This is a genomic window from Streptomyces sp. NBC_00663 (assembly GCF_036226885.1).
Classification (GTDB): Bacteria; Actinomycetota; Actinomycetes; order Streptomycetales; family Streptomycetaceae; genus Streptomyces.
Window position 1 is genome coordinate 1,248,310 of the sequence record NZ_CP109027.1, and the last position, 17,633, is coordinate 1,265,942.

Annotated in this window: 6 protein-coding genes; all 6 read right to left on the reverse strand. The window is 72.0% G+C overall.

Annotated elements, in window-relative coordinates; translation table 11 throughout:
- Nucleotides 1-49 precede the first annotated feature (49 nt).
- The 6 genes from OG866_RS05755 to OG866_RS05780 all read right to left on the reverse strand — a co-directional run bounded on the left by OG866_RS05755 (nucleotide 50) and on the right by OG866_RS05780 (nucleotide 17,620).
- Complete coding sequence (locus OG866_RS05755) at nucleotides 50-1,747, reverse strand: ABC transporter ATP-binding protein (RefSeq protein ID WP_329332337.1); 1,698 nt, start codon at nucleotides 1,745-1,747, stop codon at nucleotides 50-52.
- Nucleotides 1,734-12,626: a non-ribosomal peptide synthetase gene (locus OG866_RS05760; RefSeq protein WP_329332338.1), complete on the reverse strand. Its 10,893-nt coding sequence runs from the start codon at nucleotides 12,624-12,626 to the stop codon at nucleotides 1,734-1,736. The genes OG866_RS05755 and OG866_RS05760 overlap by 14 nt, the downstream gene beginning before the upstream one ends.
- Nucleotides 12,627-12,679: 53 nt before the next feature.
- On the reverse strand, nucleotides 12,680-14,377 hold the full coding sequence (locus OG866_RS05765) for an ABC transporter ATP-binding protein (RefSeq protein ID WP_329343931.1): 1,698 nt from the start codon (nucleotides 14,375-14,377) through the stop codon (nucleotides 12,680-12,682).
- A 128-nt stretch (nucleotides 14,378-14,505) separates the two neighbouring features.
- Nucleotides 14,506-15,564 carry an iron-siderophore ABC transporter substrate-binding protein gene (locus OG866_RS05770; protein ID WP_329332339.1) on the reverse strand — a complete coding sequence of 353 codons (1,059 nt, stop codon included), beginning with the start codon at nucleotides 15,562-15,564 and terminating at the stop codon, nucleotides 14,506-14,508.
- A gap of 96 nt (nucleotides 15,565-15,660) precedes the next feature.
- On the reverse strand, nucleotides 15,661-16,521 hold the full coding sequence (locus OG866_RS05775; protein WP_443063499.1) for an ABC transporter ATP-binding protein: 861 nt from the start codon (nucleotides 16,519-16,521) through the stop codon (nucleotides 15,661-15,663).
- 40 nt (nucleotides 16,522-16,561) lie between these two features.
- The gene (locus tag OG866_RS05780; RefSeq protein ID WP_329343935.1) at nucleotides 16,562-17,620 is read right to left on the reverse strand and encodes a FecCD family ABC transporter permease; all 1,059 of its coding nucleotides are present in this window, start codon (nucleotides 17,618-17,620) and stop codon (nucleotides 16,562-16,564) included.
- Nucleotides 17,621-17,633 lie beyond the last annotated feature (13 nt).

A 17,633-nucleotide genomic window follows, 5' to 3' on the forward strand; every position in this document is an offset into this window, starting at 1 on the left:
CTGCGTGCGCCGGCCGAGGCCCCGGGCGCTCCGCCGACGGGCCGCCGGGTCAGCGGGCCACCGCCGCGCCGTAGCCCGCGTCCGTGGCCAGCAGGTTGCGGTGGGTGTCCTCGGCCGTGACGGCGCCGTCGTCGAGGACGAGGACGCGGTCGGCGGCGTCCAGCAGGGCCGGGCTGCTGGTGAGGACGACGGTGGTGCGGCCTCGGCGGAGCCCCGCGAGGTTGCGGGCGATGAGCTGCTCGGTGACCGCGTCGACGGCGGTCGTCGGGTCGTGCAGCACCAGGATGTCGGTGTCGGCGGCCAACGCGCGGGCCAGCGACAGGCGTTGGCGCTGCCCGCCGGAGAGGTTGGCGCCCCGGTCGCGGACGGCGTGGTCGAGGCCCTCGCGGTGCAGGGCGACGACGTCGGTGAGCAGGGACGCCTCCACGGCCTCGGGGACGGAGCGGCTGGTGCCCGAGGGATCGATGTTGGTGCGCAGGGTGCCGGCGAAGATCTCGCCGTCGTACGGGTTCACGAGCAGCAGCTCCCGGACCGCCTCGACGGACAGCTCCGCCAGCTCCCGTCCGCCGAGCCGGACCGCCCCCTCGTACGCCTCGGGCGGCACGCGCAGGGCGAGGACCGCGGCGAGGTCGGCCGCGGCGCGCGGCTGGTAGGCGGCGATCGCCACGAACTCACCGGCGGCGACCCGGAACTTGAGCTCGCGCAGAGTGCCGTACCGGACGCCGTCGATGTCCAAGTCGCCGCCGACCGGACGTTCGACGCCTGGGGTGCTCACCGGCGGCGCCGTCAGCACGAGTGCCATGCGTTCCGCGGAGGCGCGCGCGATCATCACGTACTTGGGCATCTCGGAGAAGAGTTTGAGGGGTTCGATGATGAACTGGGCGAGCCCCACGGCCATGACGAGCTCACCGATGGTGATGCGGCCCTCGAAGGCCAGCCACCCCGCCGTCAGGGTCACGGCGGCGGCGAGGAGCGCGTTGAGGGCGAGTGCGGCACCCGCGTAGGCGCCGTTGACCTTGGCGACGGTGACCGCCTGATGCCTGGCCTCCGTGCTGACCTGGCGGTACGACCGGAACGCCGCGTGGTTGCCGCCGAAGCCGTGCAGCGGGCGCAGGCCGGTGATCAGATCGGCGACCTTCGCGCCGGCCCGCGCGACCCGGGCCTGCTGTTCCTGGGTGCTGTCGCCGATGCGTCGGGACAGCACGCTCAGGATCGACAGGATCGCGACGGTGCCCACGATCACCAGCAGGCCGAGCCTGAGGTCGGCCAGGCCCAGCGCGACGGCGGCGACCAGGACCGCGACCAGCGAGCTGATCAGCAGCGGCACCACCTCGATGATGTCGGCGGTCTGGTCGGCGTCCTCGGTGGCGATGGTCAGCACCTCGCCGGACTTGAGGTCGACGTCCCGGGCCACCGGCTGGAGTCCGCAGGCGGCGACCCGGACCCGCCAGCGGTGGGCCTCGCTCGTGTTGGCCTTCTGCAGGACGCGCATCCCGTACCGCCACGACAGCGACACGGTCGTGACGATCACCGCAAGCGCGGCGATCGCCAGCCCGAGCGCGCCGGGACTTCGATGCCGCAGGGCGTGCTCGACGATCAGGCCCAGCGCGATCGGGAACGCCGTCTCACCGGCCTGGTACAGGCCCATGAGGAGGGTGCCCCGGGTCATGGCGCCGACGTTGCGGCGCAGGGCGATGCGGAGGATGTCGGCCCCCGAGCGGGGCGCCTGGGTGTCAGGACCGGTCATCGAGGTGGCGGGCAATCGCTTCGGGGGTGCGCAGGGTGAACAGGTCTCGGATGGTGATCACCGGGCCGAACTCCCGGCGGAGCAGCCCGATCAGCCGTACCGCCAGCATGGAGTGTCCGCCCAGGGACACGAAGTCTCCCACCGCGCTCACCTCGTCGTCGTCCAGGTCCAGTGCCTCGGCGAAGTACGCGCACACCACGCTCTCGGTCTCGGTCTCGGGTCCCCGCTCCCCCGCCGTGGTCAGCGCGCCCAGCGGCTTGGCCTCCGGGAGCGCCTTGGTGTCGGCCTTCCCGTTGACGGTGAGCGGGATGCTGTCGACCTGGGCGTAGTGGGTCGGGCGCAGGAAGTCCGGCAGGCCCGCGCCCACTTCGGCGGCGACCGTCGCCAACTCGGCGCCCTCCAGGACCAGGTAGGCGGCCAGCCGGTGGGCGCCGTCGACCTGCGGGTCGGCCTGGGCGACGGCGGCGACGAAGCGCACCGCCGGGTGGGCCGCGAACACGGCCTCCACCTCGCCCGGTTCGACGCGATGGCCGCGGATCTTGACCTGCTGGTCGGTGCGGCCCAGGTACATCAGGTTTCCGTCGGGCCGCCGGACGACCAGGTCCCCGGTGCGGTACATGCGCTCGCCGGGTTCGCCGAACGGGCAGGCCACGAAGCGGTGTGCGGTCTCGGCCGGCCGGCCGAGGTAGCCGCGGGCGATGCCGATGCCCGCCACGTACAGCTCGCCGGGGACCCCGTCGGGCAGGGGCCGCAGCCAGGGGTCGAGGACGTGGACGTCGGTGTTGTCGATGGCGACGCCCACCACCGGGTCCTGGCACTCGAAGGTGCCGACGCCGAGGGTGTTGATGGTGTACTCGGTGGGCCCGTACAGGTTGTAGCCGACGGTGCCCTCGGTGTCGGCGAGCCGCTGCCACAGCGTGGGGGTGACGGCCTCGCCGCCCAGCAGCACCAGCGGGGGCCGCCGGTCCGGGTCGTCCAACAGGCCCTCGGTGACGAGCTGTTGCGCGTAGGTCGGGGTCACGTTGATGACATCGATGGCGTGCTCCAGGCAGTACGCGACGAGCCGGGGCGCGTCGCGGCGCAACTCCTCGTCGCAGATGTGCACTTCATGGCCGTCGGCGAGCCACAGCAGCTCCTCCCACGACATGTCGAACGCGAACGACACGGTGTGCGCGATCCGGAAGGCGCGGTGGCCGTGCTCGGCCAGCACCGGTTCGAAGATGCGGCGCTGATGGTTGATCAGCATATTGGTGAGCCCGGCGTACTCGGTCACCACTCCCTTGGGCTTCCCGGTGGAACCGGAGGTGTAGATCGTGTACGCGGGATGCCGCAGCCGGTCGGGATCGTCGGGGGCGAACGTCACGAACGGCTCGGCCACCGGCAGCGGACGGTCCAGCTCGATGAGGTCACCGGTCAGCCGGGGCGCCACCGTGCTCACGGTGAGGATGACGTCCGGGCGGGCGTCCTCGACGATCGCCGCGATCCGTTCGTCCGGGTGGTCCAGCTCCAGCGGCACATAGGCGGCACCGGTGCGCAGTACCGCGAACAGGGCCACGAGCGAGTCGAGGGAGCGCGGGATCGCGAGCCCCACGGTCGTCTCCGGACCGATGCCTCGCCCGGCGAGCACCCCGGCCACGGCACGGCTGCGGTCCCGCAGCTCGGCGAAGGTCATCCGCGCTCCGTGGGCGACGAGCGCCACCCGCTCCGGTGCGCGGTCCGCCGCCCGGTCGAACCGGTCGACGACCGTGTCCGTGCCGACGTCGGTACGTTCCCCGGGCACGGGGACCGGTCCCAGTCCCGGCAACGCCCCGACCGGCCCGGTCGAGCGGGCCACGTCCTCCAGCACCCGCAGATAGTCGTCGAGCAGCCGTCGCGCACCTGCGGTGTCCTCGTCGCGGTGCTCCAGCTTGACCGTGAGCCGGTCGCCGGGCGTGACGACCCAGGTGAACGGGTAGTGCGTGGAGTCGTCGGCCCGCACCGAGGTGATCCCGTGCCGGGCGTTCATCTCGGCGAAGGCGTTCAGGTCCAGGAAGTTCTGTAGCACGAACAGGTTGTCGAACAGGGTGTCGTGGCCACTGGCCCGCTGGATCTCGCCAAGGCCGAGGTGCTCGTGCTCCATCGCCGCGACCCGGGCCTCCTGCACGCCCGCCAGGTACGCCCGGACCGTGTCGTCGGGCCGCGCCCGCGTCCACATCGGCACGGTGTTGAGGAGCACGCCGACGATGTCCTCCAGCCCCTCCCCCTCACGCCCGGAGACGGTCACCCCGAACACGGCGTCGGCACGGCCCGTGCGGGCACCCAGCAGCAGCCCGAACGCCCCGGTCAGCACCGAGTTCAGCGTGACGCCGTGTGTCCTCGCCGCCTCCCGCAACAGCTCCGACAGCTCGGCGGAGACCGTGTGCACGAGGGTGCCCGGCGGCTCGTCCGAGAGGACCGGGGCCACCCCGGCGAGCAGCGTGGGACCGGACAGTCCCGCCAGGTGCCCGGCCCAGAAGCGTTCGGATACGGCGGTGTCCTTGGCGTCGAGCGCCCGCGCATGGTCCTCGAAGCCGGGCACGGCAGCGATCGGGGCGGTCAACTCACCGAGGAGTACGGCCTGATAGGCGCCGAAGAGGTCGCGCAGCACGATCTCGCGGGACCAGCCGTCCCACAGCAGGAGGTGATAGCTGAGGAGCAGCCCGTCCCGCCCGTCGGGCAGCCGCACCACGGTCAGCCGGATCAGCGGTGGCTCTCCGGGGTCGAAGCCCGTGTCCCGGTCGCGCGCCCGCAGGGCGTCCACCTCGGCGTCCGTGGCCGGTTCGACCGTCCGTACAGGGACCCGGCGGCCCGCCTTGAGGACCTGGACCGGGTTGCCGTCGTCGTCGGTGGTGAAACCGGCGCCCACGACCGGGTGGCGTGCGATGACATGTGCCATCGCCTCGGCCAGCGCGTCGGTGTCCAGGCGCCGGTCGAAGGTGAACCAGCTCTGGGCGACGTAGTGTCCGGCCGGGCCCGCCAACTGGGCCTGGAAGAACAGGCCGCGTTGCAGCGGGGTGACGGGGGCGGTGCGCTCGGCTGTCGCCGACGCCTCGGCGATGGCCTCCAGGGCGTCCAGCCAGTGGCCGACGATGTCGTCGCAGACGCCCTCGGCGAGGGTGAACTTCGCGCGCAGACTGCCGGTGGCCTCGTCCAGCCAGGCGTTGACCTCGACCGCGTAGGGGCTGCCCCGGCCGCCGCCCGTGAGGTGCAGTGCCTGTGACTCGCTGCCGCGGCCGAGGTAGTTGAACAGCACCTGCGGGCGGCCGGTCAGCAGTGGGGCCGACTGCGGGTTGAGGTAACGGAGTTGGCCGTAGGCGATGTGCGCCTGCTCGTCCGGCTGACGTGCGGCCACCTCGTGGGCCGCCGCGACCGGGTCGGTGTGCGCGGTGAGCCGCACCGGGGCGATGGACGTGAACCAGCCGACCGTACGGCTGTAGTCGTGGTGCTCCTGAGCCGGGACCCGGCCGTGCCGTTCCAGGTCGATCGCGAGATCGGTCGGGGTCGGCTGGACGCGGGTGAGCGCCGCGCGCAGGGCGCCGCACAGCAACTCGGTGAGACCGACGCCGAGGGCCGTGGGAGCGGTACGGATGACGACGTCGCTCGCCTCGGGGGCGAGGACGACGGTGGTTTCGCGGTGGCCGCCGACCTCGGGCAGCAGGGCGGGGGCCTGGAGCGTGGTGAGCCAGTGCCCGAGGCCGTCGACCGCGTGGGCGGACCCCAGCGCCAGGGCCTCGGCGTACTCGGCGTACGAGGTGGTGGGCGGTGCCAGGGGCTCCCCGCGCAGGGTGGTCGCCAGGTCGTCCAGCAGGATCAGCCAGGACACGGCGTCGACGGCGAGGTGGTGCGCGGTGATCACCAGGGTGCGGGCCTGCTCCAGCCACGCGAACGCGATGACCTCCCCGGACGCGGGGTCGAGGCGCCCGGCGGCCTCGTGCGCCACGGTGGTCGTGTCGGCAGCGGTCGTGTCAGGTCCTGCGACGGTGATCTCGCGGTCGGGCTCGGTGCCGAGCGTCCAGACACCGTGCTCGGCGCGGAGCCGCAGCCGCAGCGTCGGATGGGCGGCCACGAGGGTGTGCGCGGCGCGTTCGATGTCGGCGTGTCCGACGCCCTCGGGGACGAGCAGGGTGCGGGCCTGCGCGAACCGAGCGAGGGAGCCGCCCAGTTCGCGTTGGCGCAGGATGATCGGCGTCGCCGGGAACGGGCCGTCGTCGCGGCGGACGGGTACGGGTCGCTCCTGTGCGGCGCGGGTACCGAGATGCTCGGCGAGGGCGCGCGGCGTCCGGAGCAGGAACACGTCCCGGGGTGCGATCGGCAGGCCCAGCGCCCGGGCGCGGTTGATCACGGTGATGGCGACGATGCTGTCCCCGCCGGCCCTGAAGAAGTCGGTGTCACCGTCGACTTGGGCGCCGGGCAGGGTCGCGGCGAAGATGTCGGTCAGCGCGCTGAGCGCCGAGTCACTCACGACCGTCGGGGTGTCCTGCGTGGACGCCGCCCGCTCGGTCAGGGCCCTGCGGTCCAGCTTGCCGTTGACCGTAAGGGGCAGCGCGTCGACCGGCAGCACCCGGCCAGGCACCATGTGCGCGGGCAGTTTCGCGGCCAGCAGGGTGGTGAGGTCCCCGGGGCTCCGGCCCACGAGGTGCGCGACCAGGTGATCGCCGGAGGGGGCCACGGTGACGGCCGCGTCGGTCACGCCGTCGAACTCCCGGATCACTGTCTCCACCTCGCCCAACTCCACGCGGAAGCCCTTGAGTTGGACCTGGTCGTCGGCGCGGCCGACGAACTCCAGCTCGCCGTCGAGGGTACGGAGGGCGAGGTCGCCCGTGTGGTACATGCGGGAGCCGTCGCCCGCGAACGGGTCCGCCACGAACCGTCCCGCCGTGAGCCCGGGCCTGCCCAGATAGCCGAGCGACACCTGGTCGCCGGCGACGTAGATGGCGCCCACCCGGCCGGGCGGCACCGGCCGGAGCCGCTCGTCGAGGAGGTAAGTGGTGAGGCCAGGGAGGGGGCCGCCGATGGGGCTGGCACCGGCGCCGGGCCGGAAGTCGTCGTCGGTCAGCACCCGATGGGTGACATGGACCGTGGTCTCGGTGATGCCGTACATGTTGACCAGTTCGGGCGAGCCGGTGCCGTGCCGGTCGACCCAGCCGCGCAGCCGTTTGAGGTCGAGCGCCTCGCCGCCGAAAACGATCCGGCGCAGGGCGGGGAGCGGTGCGTCGGCCTGCCGGTCGGCCTCGATGAACTGGTAGAAGGCCGAGGGGGTTTGGTTGAGCACGGTGACCCCGCGCTCGCGGACCAGCCGGTGGAAGTCGACCGGTGAGCGGGTCAGGCCGTACTCCGGCACGAGCAGCTCACCGCCGTGCGCCAGCGCACCCCACAGCTCCCAGACCGCGAAGTCGAAGGAGCAGGAGTGGAACTGGACCCACACGTCGTCCGGGCCGAAGCCCATGCCGGGCCGGGTGTGCGCGAGGAGGGTCACCACGCCGGAGTGCGGGACGACGACACCCTTGGGCCTGCCGGTCGAGCCGGACGTGTAGATCACGTAGGCGGGATCGTTCCGGCCCGCCTCGGACTCGACGGCTGCTCGCGGCAGTTCGTCGCCCTGGACCAGTACCCGGGCTCGCACTCCCGCCCGTTCCACCAGTTCTGCGAAGCGGTCCCGCTGCCCCTCCTCCACCAGGACGACCTGCGGGGCGGCGTCGGCGAGGATGTATTCCAGGCGTTCGTCGGGATACGCCAGGTCCAGCGGCACATAGGCGCCGCCCGCGCTGACGATGGCGACCAGGGCCACGACCTGTTCCAGCGAGCGCGGCACGGCGACGGCGACCCTTTTGCCCGGACCGACCCCGGCGGCGGCCAGCGCGGACGTCAACTCGCTTTTCTGACTGGTGAGTTCGCCGTAGCTCAGGGAGCGGGTGCCGCCGTCGAGGGCGCACTGGGTGACGGCGGTGGCGGCCGGGTCGCGCCGGGCGGCAGCGTCGAAGAGGGCGCCCAGGGTGGCCGGGGTGGCCGGGGTGACGGGGGCAGGGCTGCTCTGCGCGGCGAGGTCGCCGATCAGTGCGTCCGGTCGGGTGAGCAGGCCGGTGAGGGCCGTCTCGAAGGTGCGCAGGATCGTCCGGGCACCGGTCCCGTTCAGGACATCGCTGTCGTGGATCAGGTTGAAGCGGGGGCGGCCGTCGAGGGTGCGCTCCACGACCAGGGTCAACGGGTAGTGCGGGGCGCCCTCGTTGACGATCTCGGTGACGGTCAGCTGGTCGGCGGGGCCGCGCAGGGCGTCCAGGTCGGTTGCCACGTCGAAGACCACCAGGGTGTCGAACAGGGGGCCGGCCCCCGCCTCCCGCCCGATCCTCGCGAGCGAGACGTGCTGGTGCGGGAGCACGGTGCTCTGGTGTTCGCGGACCGAGGCGAGCAGCTCGCGTGCGGTGGTCGTGGTGGTCCAACGGGCGCGGACCGCAATGGTGTTGATGAACAGGCCCACCATGTTCTCGATGCCGGGCACGTCGATGTCGCGCCCGGACACGGTGGAGCCGAACACCACGTCCGTGCCGTGCAGGATGCCGCCGAGGGTCACCGCCCAGGCGCTGTGCACGGCCACGCTGAGCGGGACGCCCGCCGACCGGGCGGCGGTGTCGATGTCCTCGGCCGGTGTACGGGTGGTGTCGGCGAAGCGGTCGGACGGGGTGTGGCCCTCGGCGACGAGGGAGGGGCCGGGCAGCTCGGCGAGCTGGGCGCGCCACACCCGGTCGCTCTCCTCCTCGTCCTGCTCGGCGAGCCTGCGCACATAGTCGGGGAAGCCGCCGAGCGGGTAGGTCGTCCCCGGCGCGTGGTACTCGGCGAGCAGGGCGCGGAGCATCGGCGGTACCGACCAGCCGTCGGCGACGATGTGGTGCACGGTCTGCACCAGAACGCTGCGACCGGCCCCCGCCCGGATGAGCGTGTACCGCATGAGCGGTCCGCCGGACAGGTCGAACCCGGCGCGCCGGTCGCGCTCGGCGTACGCGCGGATCTCGTCGTCGGTGATGCCGGGGCGGTCCAGCGTGGTGAACGGCGCCTCGACGCCGCCTTCCAGTACGGAGACCACCCGGCCGTCGGCGAGGGACACGAACCGCGCGGCCAGGTTGGGGTAGAGGGCGAGCAGCCGGGTGGCCGCCGCCGCGAGCCGGTCGGTGTCCACCTCGCCGTCCAGGGTGAGGAGTTGCTGCTCGACGTAGGTGCCCGCCGCGTCGTCGTCGAAGACCGAGTGGAAGTACAGGCCTTCCTGCAACGGGGTGAGCGGCAGGATGTCCCGCAGGGCGGGGCCGTCGAGGGCGTCGACGTCGGCCTGGGTGAGCGGCACCAGGTCGAAGTCGCTGGGTGAGTGGCCGCCGTGGTCGAGCGCCGCGAGTCCGGCGAGGGCCGTACGGAAGTAGGCGCCGATCGTCGTGATGTCCTCGTCGGTGAACATGCCGTCGGGCCAGGAGAGGGTGGTGACCAGTTCGTACGCGCCGCCGGCCGGGGCGGGTTCGGCGATCGCGTTGAACTCCAGGGCGCGTGGGAGGCGCATGGCGGGGTCGCGCCGTTCGCCCAACTGGCCGGTGGTGCCGGAGAGTTGCCAGTCGCCGGTCGCGCCCGCGTCGAAGCGGCCCAGGTAGTTGAAGAGGACCTGGGGTGCGGGGGTGTCGAACTCGGTGTGGGTCAGATAGCGCAGGGCGCCGTAGGAGACGCCGTTGTCCGGTACCCGGGCGAGGTCTTCCTTGACCGCCTTGAGGGCGGTGGCCAGGTAGTCGGGGGCGGTGAAGTCGGTGGTGCCGCCGGGGTCGACGAGCACCGGGAACAGGGTGGTGAACCAGCCGACGGTGCGGGCCAGTTCGGGCTCGAACCCGGCCGTGGCCGCCACGAAGTGGCTTTCCCGGCCGTGGCCCTCCAGCTCGATGTGTGCGAACGTCTGGTCCTGGCCCCGGTCGTGGCGCCATCGGGCGAGGGTGACCGCGAGGGCGGTCAGGAGGACGTCGTTGACTCCGGCGTGGAACTTGGCGGGGATCTCGCCGAGCAGGGCGGCGGTGATCTCGGGGCCCACGGAGAAGGTGTGCAGCCGTTCACCGGCGACCGTGTCGGTCGGCGACAGGGCGCGCTTGCCCAGCGGTTGGTCGTCCCCCGGCAGTGGACGCCAGTAGTAAGAGCTGTCGGCGTCGAAAACCGCGCGCTCCAGCAGCTGGGTCCAGCGCCGGAACGACGTGCCCGTCGGGGGCAGTTCGATCGGGGTGCCGGAGGCGAGCTGCCGCCATGCCGTGGCCAGGTCCTCCATGAGGACGCGCCAGGAGACGCCGTCGACCACGGTGTGGTGGGCGGCGAGGACCAACTGCCGTGCGGGGCGACGCCATACGGCCCGCAGCATGACGCCGTGGTCGGGGTCGAGTCCCGCCGCGGCGAGGGCGACGCACTCCTCCAGCGGGCGGTCGCTCTCCAGCCGGTCCACGCCGGCCTGCTCCGGCCCGGGGATGTCGAAGCTCCAGCGGTCACCGCGCACCAGCCGGGCGCGCAGCATGGGGTGGTGCCGTACGACGGCGGTGAGCAGTTCGTCGAGGGCGTCGGCGGTGAGGTCGGCCGGGGTGTTGAGGACCACCGACTGCACGAAGCCGTCGATCGCGTCCGTGGTCTCCGCGAGCCACTGCACGACGGGCGAGCCCACGACGGTGCCGGTGGGGACGTCGCGGTGGTCGACGGTGGTGACGGTCTCGCGGCCGGCCACGGCCGCCAGTGCCCGCACGGTGCTGTGGGTGAAGATCTGCCGGGGCGTGACATGGAGGCCCTCGGCGCGCAGCGCGCTCAGCAGGGAGATCGCCAGGATGCTGTCTCCGCCGAGCTGGAAGAAGTCCTGGTCGGCGCCGATGTCGTCCAGGCGCAGCACGGCGGCGACGGCCTGGGCGACCAGGCGTTCCTCGTCGGTGGCGGGTGGGACGAGCGGGCCGGTCACGGTCTCCGGTTCCGGCAGGGCGTTGCGGTCGAGCTTGCCGTTGGCCGTCAGCGGGAACTCCCGCAGCACCACGATGTGGGCGGGCACCATGTACGCGACCATGTGTGCGGCGGCCCAGGCCCTGACCTCGTCGGCCCGCAGCTCCTCACGGCCGGCGGCCGGGATGACGTACCCCACGAGATAGGTGCCGCCCACGGTGTTCTTCCTGGCGACGACGCAGGTGTGCCGTACGCCCGGGTGTTCGGCGAGGCCGATCTCGACGTCCTCGATCTCCAGGCGCATGCCGCGGATCTTGATCTGGTTGTCGGCGCGGCCGAGGAAGTCCAGTGATCCGTCGGGGGCATAACGGGCGAGGTCGCCGGTGCGGTAGAGGCGGGAGCCGTCAGTGGCGAAGGGGTTGGCGACGAACCGGGAGGCTGTGAGGCCGGGCGCGTTCACGTAGCCGCGGCCCAGGAGGAAGCCGCCGACGTAGAGTTCGCCGCCGACTCCTACGGGCACGGGGCGCAGTTCGTCGTCGAGGACGTACAACTGGGTGTTGGGGTTGGCCTTGCCGATGGAGGTCGACAGGCGTTCGGCGGCACCGCGGTAGATGACGTGGGAGACGCCGATGGTCGTCTCGGCCGGTCCGTAGCCGTGGTACATGGGGATGTCGAGCTGGGTGCGGAACCGCTCGTACAGCTCCGGGGTGAGCACCTCTCCGCCGCACCAGACATGGCGCAGGCTGTCCAACTGCCCGGAGTCGCCCGCGATGTCGAGGAGGACGTCCAGCATGGACGAGACCAAGTAGGTGAAGGTGACCCGGTGTTCGGCGATGACGCTCAGCAGGTGGTGCGGGTCGCGTTCACCGCCGGGGCGCAGGACCACCAGCCGGGCGCCGGACACCAGCGGCAGGAAGATCTCGTTGATGGAGATGTCGAAGGAGAGCGGTGCCTTGAACAGCGAGGCGTCGTCGTGGCCGAAGCCCAGGACCTGGTGGACCTGCCACAACAGGCGTTCGCTGATGGCCTCGTGGCGGATCATCGCGCCCTTGGGGCGGCCGGTGGAGCCCGAGGTGAAGATCACGTAGGCCAGCGCGGTGCCGGGGACGGTGATCCCGGGGCCTTCGATGGGGTAGCCGCCGAAGCGCCAGTCGCCGAGGTCGACGGGTACGGCTTCCGGTTCGCCCGGGGCGTGTTCGCCGGGGGCGTTGAGCTGTAGGACGACGCCGGCGTCCTCGATGACGACGGCCCGGCGTGCGGCGGGCCACTGCGGGTCGAGCGGCACGAACGCGCATCCGGCCTGGAGCACGCCGAGGAGCCCGATCACCATGTCGGCGGAACGGCCCAGGGAGATCCCGACGAGCTGCTCGGCGGTCAGGCCGCGTTCGATCAGATGGTGAGCCAACTGACTGGAAAGTTCGGCTGCCTGACGGTAGGTCAGGGTGCGGTGTTCGTCGACGACGGCGACGGCGTCCGGCCTGGCGCGGGCCTGTTCGTGGAACATCTCCACCAGGGTCGGCCGGTCCCGGTCGGCGTTGGTCGCGTTCCAGTCGGCCAGTGCCACGCGCCGTGCCGCCTCGCTGGAGGGGCCGACGGTGCCGAGGGAGCGGTCCGGGAAGTCGACCAGGTCGTCCAGGGCGAGCCGGGCGTCGGCGACCTCGACGCCGTGCGGGACAGCGATGTCCCAGGCGCCGTCGGCGGCCTCCCGACACCGCTGCTCGGCCGTGCCGTTGTCGGCCCAGCCGATGACATCGGCGAACAGGGTGGCTTCGGTGAGGTCGATGCCGTCGGGGCTCCGGCCGGCCGCCCAGTACGCCAGCGCGAGTGCGCAGGCCTCGGCGAGGGTCCGGTCAGAGTGGTCGCCGGTGCGTCGGCGCAACTCGGTCAGTCGGTCGAAGGACAGCGGTACGAGACGAGCACGCGGTTCCACCATCGAGGACTCAGCACCCTTCCACCACATGAAAGTTAGGCCAGCCTAAGCTACGTTCACCAACTGCTTTCTCGCCAGGCCTGCCACAGCCGTGCGTACCTGCCGTCCAGAGCCACAAGTTCCTCGTGGGTCCCCTGCTCGACCACGCGTCCCGCGTCCAGCACGGCGATCCGGTCGGCCGCCATCGCCTGGGTGAGCCGGTGGGCCACGAACAGCGTGGTCCGCCCCGCGCACGCGGCCAGCACGGCCCGCTCCAGCTCGGCGGCGCCCTCACTGCCGGCCTCGGCGGTCGACTCGTCCAGCACCACCACGGGCGCACGGCCCAACACCAGCCGCGCCAGGGCGATCTGCGTGACCTTGGTGACGTCGAGCCGCTCACCGCCCTCGCCGACCGGCGTGCTCAGCCCCTCGGGGAGCGCCTCGACCCACCCCGCCGCACCGACCGTACGCAGCGCGTCGGTCAGTTCCGCGTCGCTCGCCCGCGGCGCGGCCAGCCGCAGATCCTCGGCCAGCGGACCGGAGAACACATGGGTCTCCTGCGTCAGCAGGCTCACCAGGGCCCGCGCCCCGGCCTCGTCCAGGCCCGCCAGGTCGGTCGGCCCGATGCGCACCGTCCCGGCCTGCGGGGTGCCGATACCCGCGACGAGCGCGGCCAGCGTCGTCTTGCCCGCGCCGGTGGCCCCCACCAGCGCGAGCGAACTCCCGGCCGGAATGGACAGGTCGACGTCCCTGAGGACCGGATCCTCGGTGCCGGGATAGGCGAAGGTCACGCCCTCCACGGTCACCGCGTACGACGCGGAGCCCGCCGGTGCCACGGCCTCGTCGCCCGCCAGCCGTTCCTCCGCCTCCTCCCCCAGCACCCCGACCAGCCGGGTCAGGCTCGCGCCCGACTTCTGCGCCTCGTCGAAGGTGAACATGATCATGCCGAGCGGCACGAACAGCCGGTGGAACAGCAGCGGGGCCGCCGACACCTCGCCCAGGCTGGCGGCGTCAGCCTCCAGGAGGGCGTATCCGACACCGAGGATGAGGGTGAGTCCGATGAACTCGGCGCGGTTCTCGCGGCCGACGAACCGGCCGAAGAAGTGGAACACCTCGATGCCCAGGTCGCGCACCCGCCGCGACTCCTCGGTGACCTTCTCGCGGAAGGCCTCTTCGAGGCGGTACGCGCGGACCGTGTCGATCCCGTTCAGACCGCTGATCAGCGCCTGGGCGCGGTCGGCCTGGGCCGCGCGCTGTATGCGGTAGAGCGGGGCGGAGCGCGGGAGATACCAGCGCAGGGCCAGGGCGTACGCGGGCAGGGCGCCGGCCCCCGCCAGCCCGAGCCGCCAGTCGAGGCCGAACATGCCGGCCGTGGCGATGACGACCAGCACACCCGCCGAGAACACCGTGGGCACGGCCATCCGGATGCCCCGGGAGAGCACGGCGACGTCGTCGCCGACCCGGGACAGCACATCGCCCCGGCCGACCTGTTCGATCCGTGCGCTCGGCATCCCGAGCACCGCGCGCACCGCGGACTCCCGCAGCGTGGCGAGCAGGTCCGCGCCCAGCCGTCCGATCAGATACGTCGAGGCCGCGGTGGCCACGGCGCCGAGCAGGGCTGCGGCCACCATCACCCCACCGATCCTGACCAGGACCGAGCGGGACTCCCCCGCCACGACCCCGTCGACCACCTGGCCGAGCAGCAGCACCGGGAGCACCTGGAGCGCCGCTCCGGCCACCGAGGCGATCACGGTGGCGGCCGTCAGCCAGGGCATCTCGCGGCAGTGGGCCGCGACCCAGCGGGTGGCCTCGCGGCCGGTGGTGGTCCGCAGCGCCGCCGGTGCGGCGCGCGTGTCATCGGTGGCGCGCGTACCGGTGTCGTGCGTCTCGGTGGCGCTCACACCTACCCGGCCGCCGACTTGACGAGTTCGTCGATGGCGTACGGCATCGACAGCAGGGTGCCCTGCGAGATGGCCGCGCCGACCGCCGGGCCCTCGCTGTCCAGCAGGTAGGACACGTTGCCCTTCTTCACGGCGTCGAGGTTGGCGAAGAGCTTGAACTTCTTCAGCGCCTCGGTGTCGGCCTTGTCGTTGATGACGAAGATGTGGTCGACGTCGACGAGGTCGATGCGTTCCGGGGAGAGCTTGGTGTAGAAGCTGCCGCCCGCGACCTTGTCGATCTCCGTCTGGTACGTGAAGCCGATGCCGGACACGAGGCGGCCACGGACGTCGGTGGAGGTGAAGGGCGCGACCGAGTCCTCGTACCAGGACAGCGCGACGGCGGTCTGGCCGGCGAACTCGGGGTGTTCCTTCTTGGCGGTGCCGAGCCGGCCCTGAATGTCCTGGACCATCTTCTCGCCCTCCTCGGCCTTGCCGAGCGCCTTCGCGATGTGCAGGGCGTTGTCCTGCCAGGGCGCGCTGAAGGGTTCCTTCTCGGCCTTGGTGCGGCCGACCGTCGGCGCGACCCTGGAGAGCTTGTCGTAGGCGGCCTGGTCGATCTCGGAGTAGACCGCGATGATCAGGTCCGGGCGCAGGGCGGCGATCTTCTCGTAGTTGGGGCCGGAGTCACCGTTGTTCATGATGACCTCGGGCTTGGTGTCGCCCCACTTGTCCTTCACCCAGGGCCACTGGGTGTTGATGTCGGGGCTCTGCCCCGGCGGGTTCGGGTACTGGTCGACCATGCCGACGGGCTTGATGCCGAAGGCCAGGACGGTCTGGTCGTCGGTGTAGCCGACGGAGACGACCCGCTGCGGGGCCTTGGTGATCTCGGTGGTGCCGAAGGCGTGCTCCACCGTGACCGGGAAGGCGCCCGCGGCGGCGGTGGCCGAGGCGTTGTCGTCGGTCGACTCGTCGGAGGAGTCGGAGCCGCATCCCGCGAGGAGGCCGACGGTCAGGCCCAGGGCGGACACCGTGGTCGCCAGCCGCCGCCAGGGCCTGGTGAGCGTCGTTCTACGGAGGAGCATCAGCCATCCCTTGCTCGCACGGTCACTGCGCCACGCCCCCATGGCCACGTTCTAAGGGCAGGCAAACCTTACCCATAAAAATGAGGTTAGCCTAGCCTAACTACTGTTCTTTCCCTGGTAGTTGGGCTGGACCTGTGTGCGACCGATCGGCACGATGAGCGGACGGTCCCCCACCGGGTCGTCGATGACCATGGCGCGCAGTCCGAACGCCTCGTGCAGCAGTTCTGCGGTGATGACGTCCCGCGGGTGCCCCTGCGCCAGGATGGCGCCCTCCTTCATCACCACGAGGTTGTCGCTGTAGCGGGTGGCCAGGTTGAGGTCGTGGAGCACCATGACGACGGTGCGGCCCGACTCGTGCAGATCGTCGACCAGGTCGAGGACCTCGATCGCGTGCGCCAGATCGAGGTAGGTGGTCGGCTCGTCCAGCAGCAGCAGATCGGTGCCCTGGGCCAGGGTCATCGAGATCCAGACGCGCTGCCGCTGTCCGCCGGACAAGGTGTCGACAGGCCGGTCGGCGAGGTCCGAGACGCCGGTCATGGCCAACGCCCGTTCCACCACGGCGGCGTCGTCCGAGGACCACTGCCGCAGCCAGCTCTGATGCGGATGCCGGCCCCTGGCGACCAGGTCGGCCACGGTGAGCCCCTCGGGCGCGACCGGCGTCTGCGGCAGCAGGCCGAGCTTCTTCGCCACGTCCCGGGTCCTGAGCCGGGCGATGTCGTCACCGTCGAGCAGGACCGTGCCCCGGGTCGGCTTCAGCAGCCTCGACAGGGTCCTCAACAGGGTTGATTTGCCACAGCCGTTGGGGCCGATGATGGTGGTGATCACTCCGGGCGGCACGGTCACGTCGAGCCCGTCGAGGACGGTCCGGCCGCCGTATCCGACGGTGACGTCCTCAGCCGTCAGCCGTGCGACCTGCCCGACGGCGGACGTGACCCGGATGATGTCCTGAGCGACCACAAGGCCCCCTACGTTTAGGCTTACCTGACTCTCGCATCATCTACCGGACGTTGGCCCGCACCAGCAGATAGACGAGGAAGGGCCCCCCGATCGCGGCGGTCACCACGCCGACCGGCAGGCTCACCGGCAGCGCGGTACGGGCGACCAGGTCGGCGCCGGTCAGCAGCAGCGCCCCGACCAGCCCCGAGGCCGTCAACGGAGGCGTCGGGCAGCGGGTCAGACGCAGCGCCACCTGCGGCGCGACCAGCGCGACGAACGGGACCGGGCCCGCCGCGCTCACCGCCGCGCCGGCCAGCAGGACCGCGCACAGCAGCATGACCGCCCGCACGCGCGTGTACCGGACGCCCAGGCCCGCGGCGACCTCGTCGCCGAAGTGCAGCGGCTTGAACGGGAAGGCCACGCACGACACGACGGCGAGCAGGACGAGCGTGCACCACAGGGCCGTCCACACCTCGTCCCAGCCCCGGTCGTCCAGCGAGCCCACCAGCCACGTCTGCGCCCTTGCCACGTCCCTGATGTCGGCCGTGGCCAGCAGCCAGGTGGTGATCGCCTCCATCACGGCGGTCACGGAGATGCCGATGAGGATGAGCCGGAAGCCGTCGAGGCCGCGCCGCCACGCCAGGAAGTACACCAGCAGCCCGGTGCCGAGGCCGCCGCCGAGCGCCGCCGCCGACAGTCCGACGGAGTTCACGATCGCCGCGGCGGTGCCGCCCGACACCGTCACCAGGAACACGGCGACCGCGCCGGCGCCCGAGGTGATCCCGAGGACGTCCGGGCTGGCCAGCGGATTGCGCGCGAGGGACTGGGTGATGGCGCCGGACACCCCGAGGGCGACCCCGACGACGAGTCCGGCCAGGGCCCGGGGCAGCCGCAGGTCCATGATGACGAACTCGTCGACCGGCTCGCCGTGGCCGAAGATCGTGGCGATCACCTGGGGCAGCCCGATGGGGAAGTCGCCGATGCCGATGGAGAGACAGAACAGCAGAAAGGTCATGGCCGCCAGCAGCAGCGTGACGGCCAGGAGCCAGGGCCGCCACACGAACGACACCCGGCCCAGCCGTACGCCCGGCAGCACCGCCGCCTTCGGGCCCGCGCTCATCAACTCCGCCCCG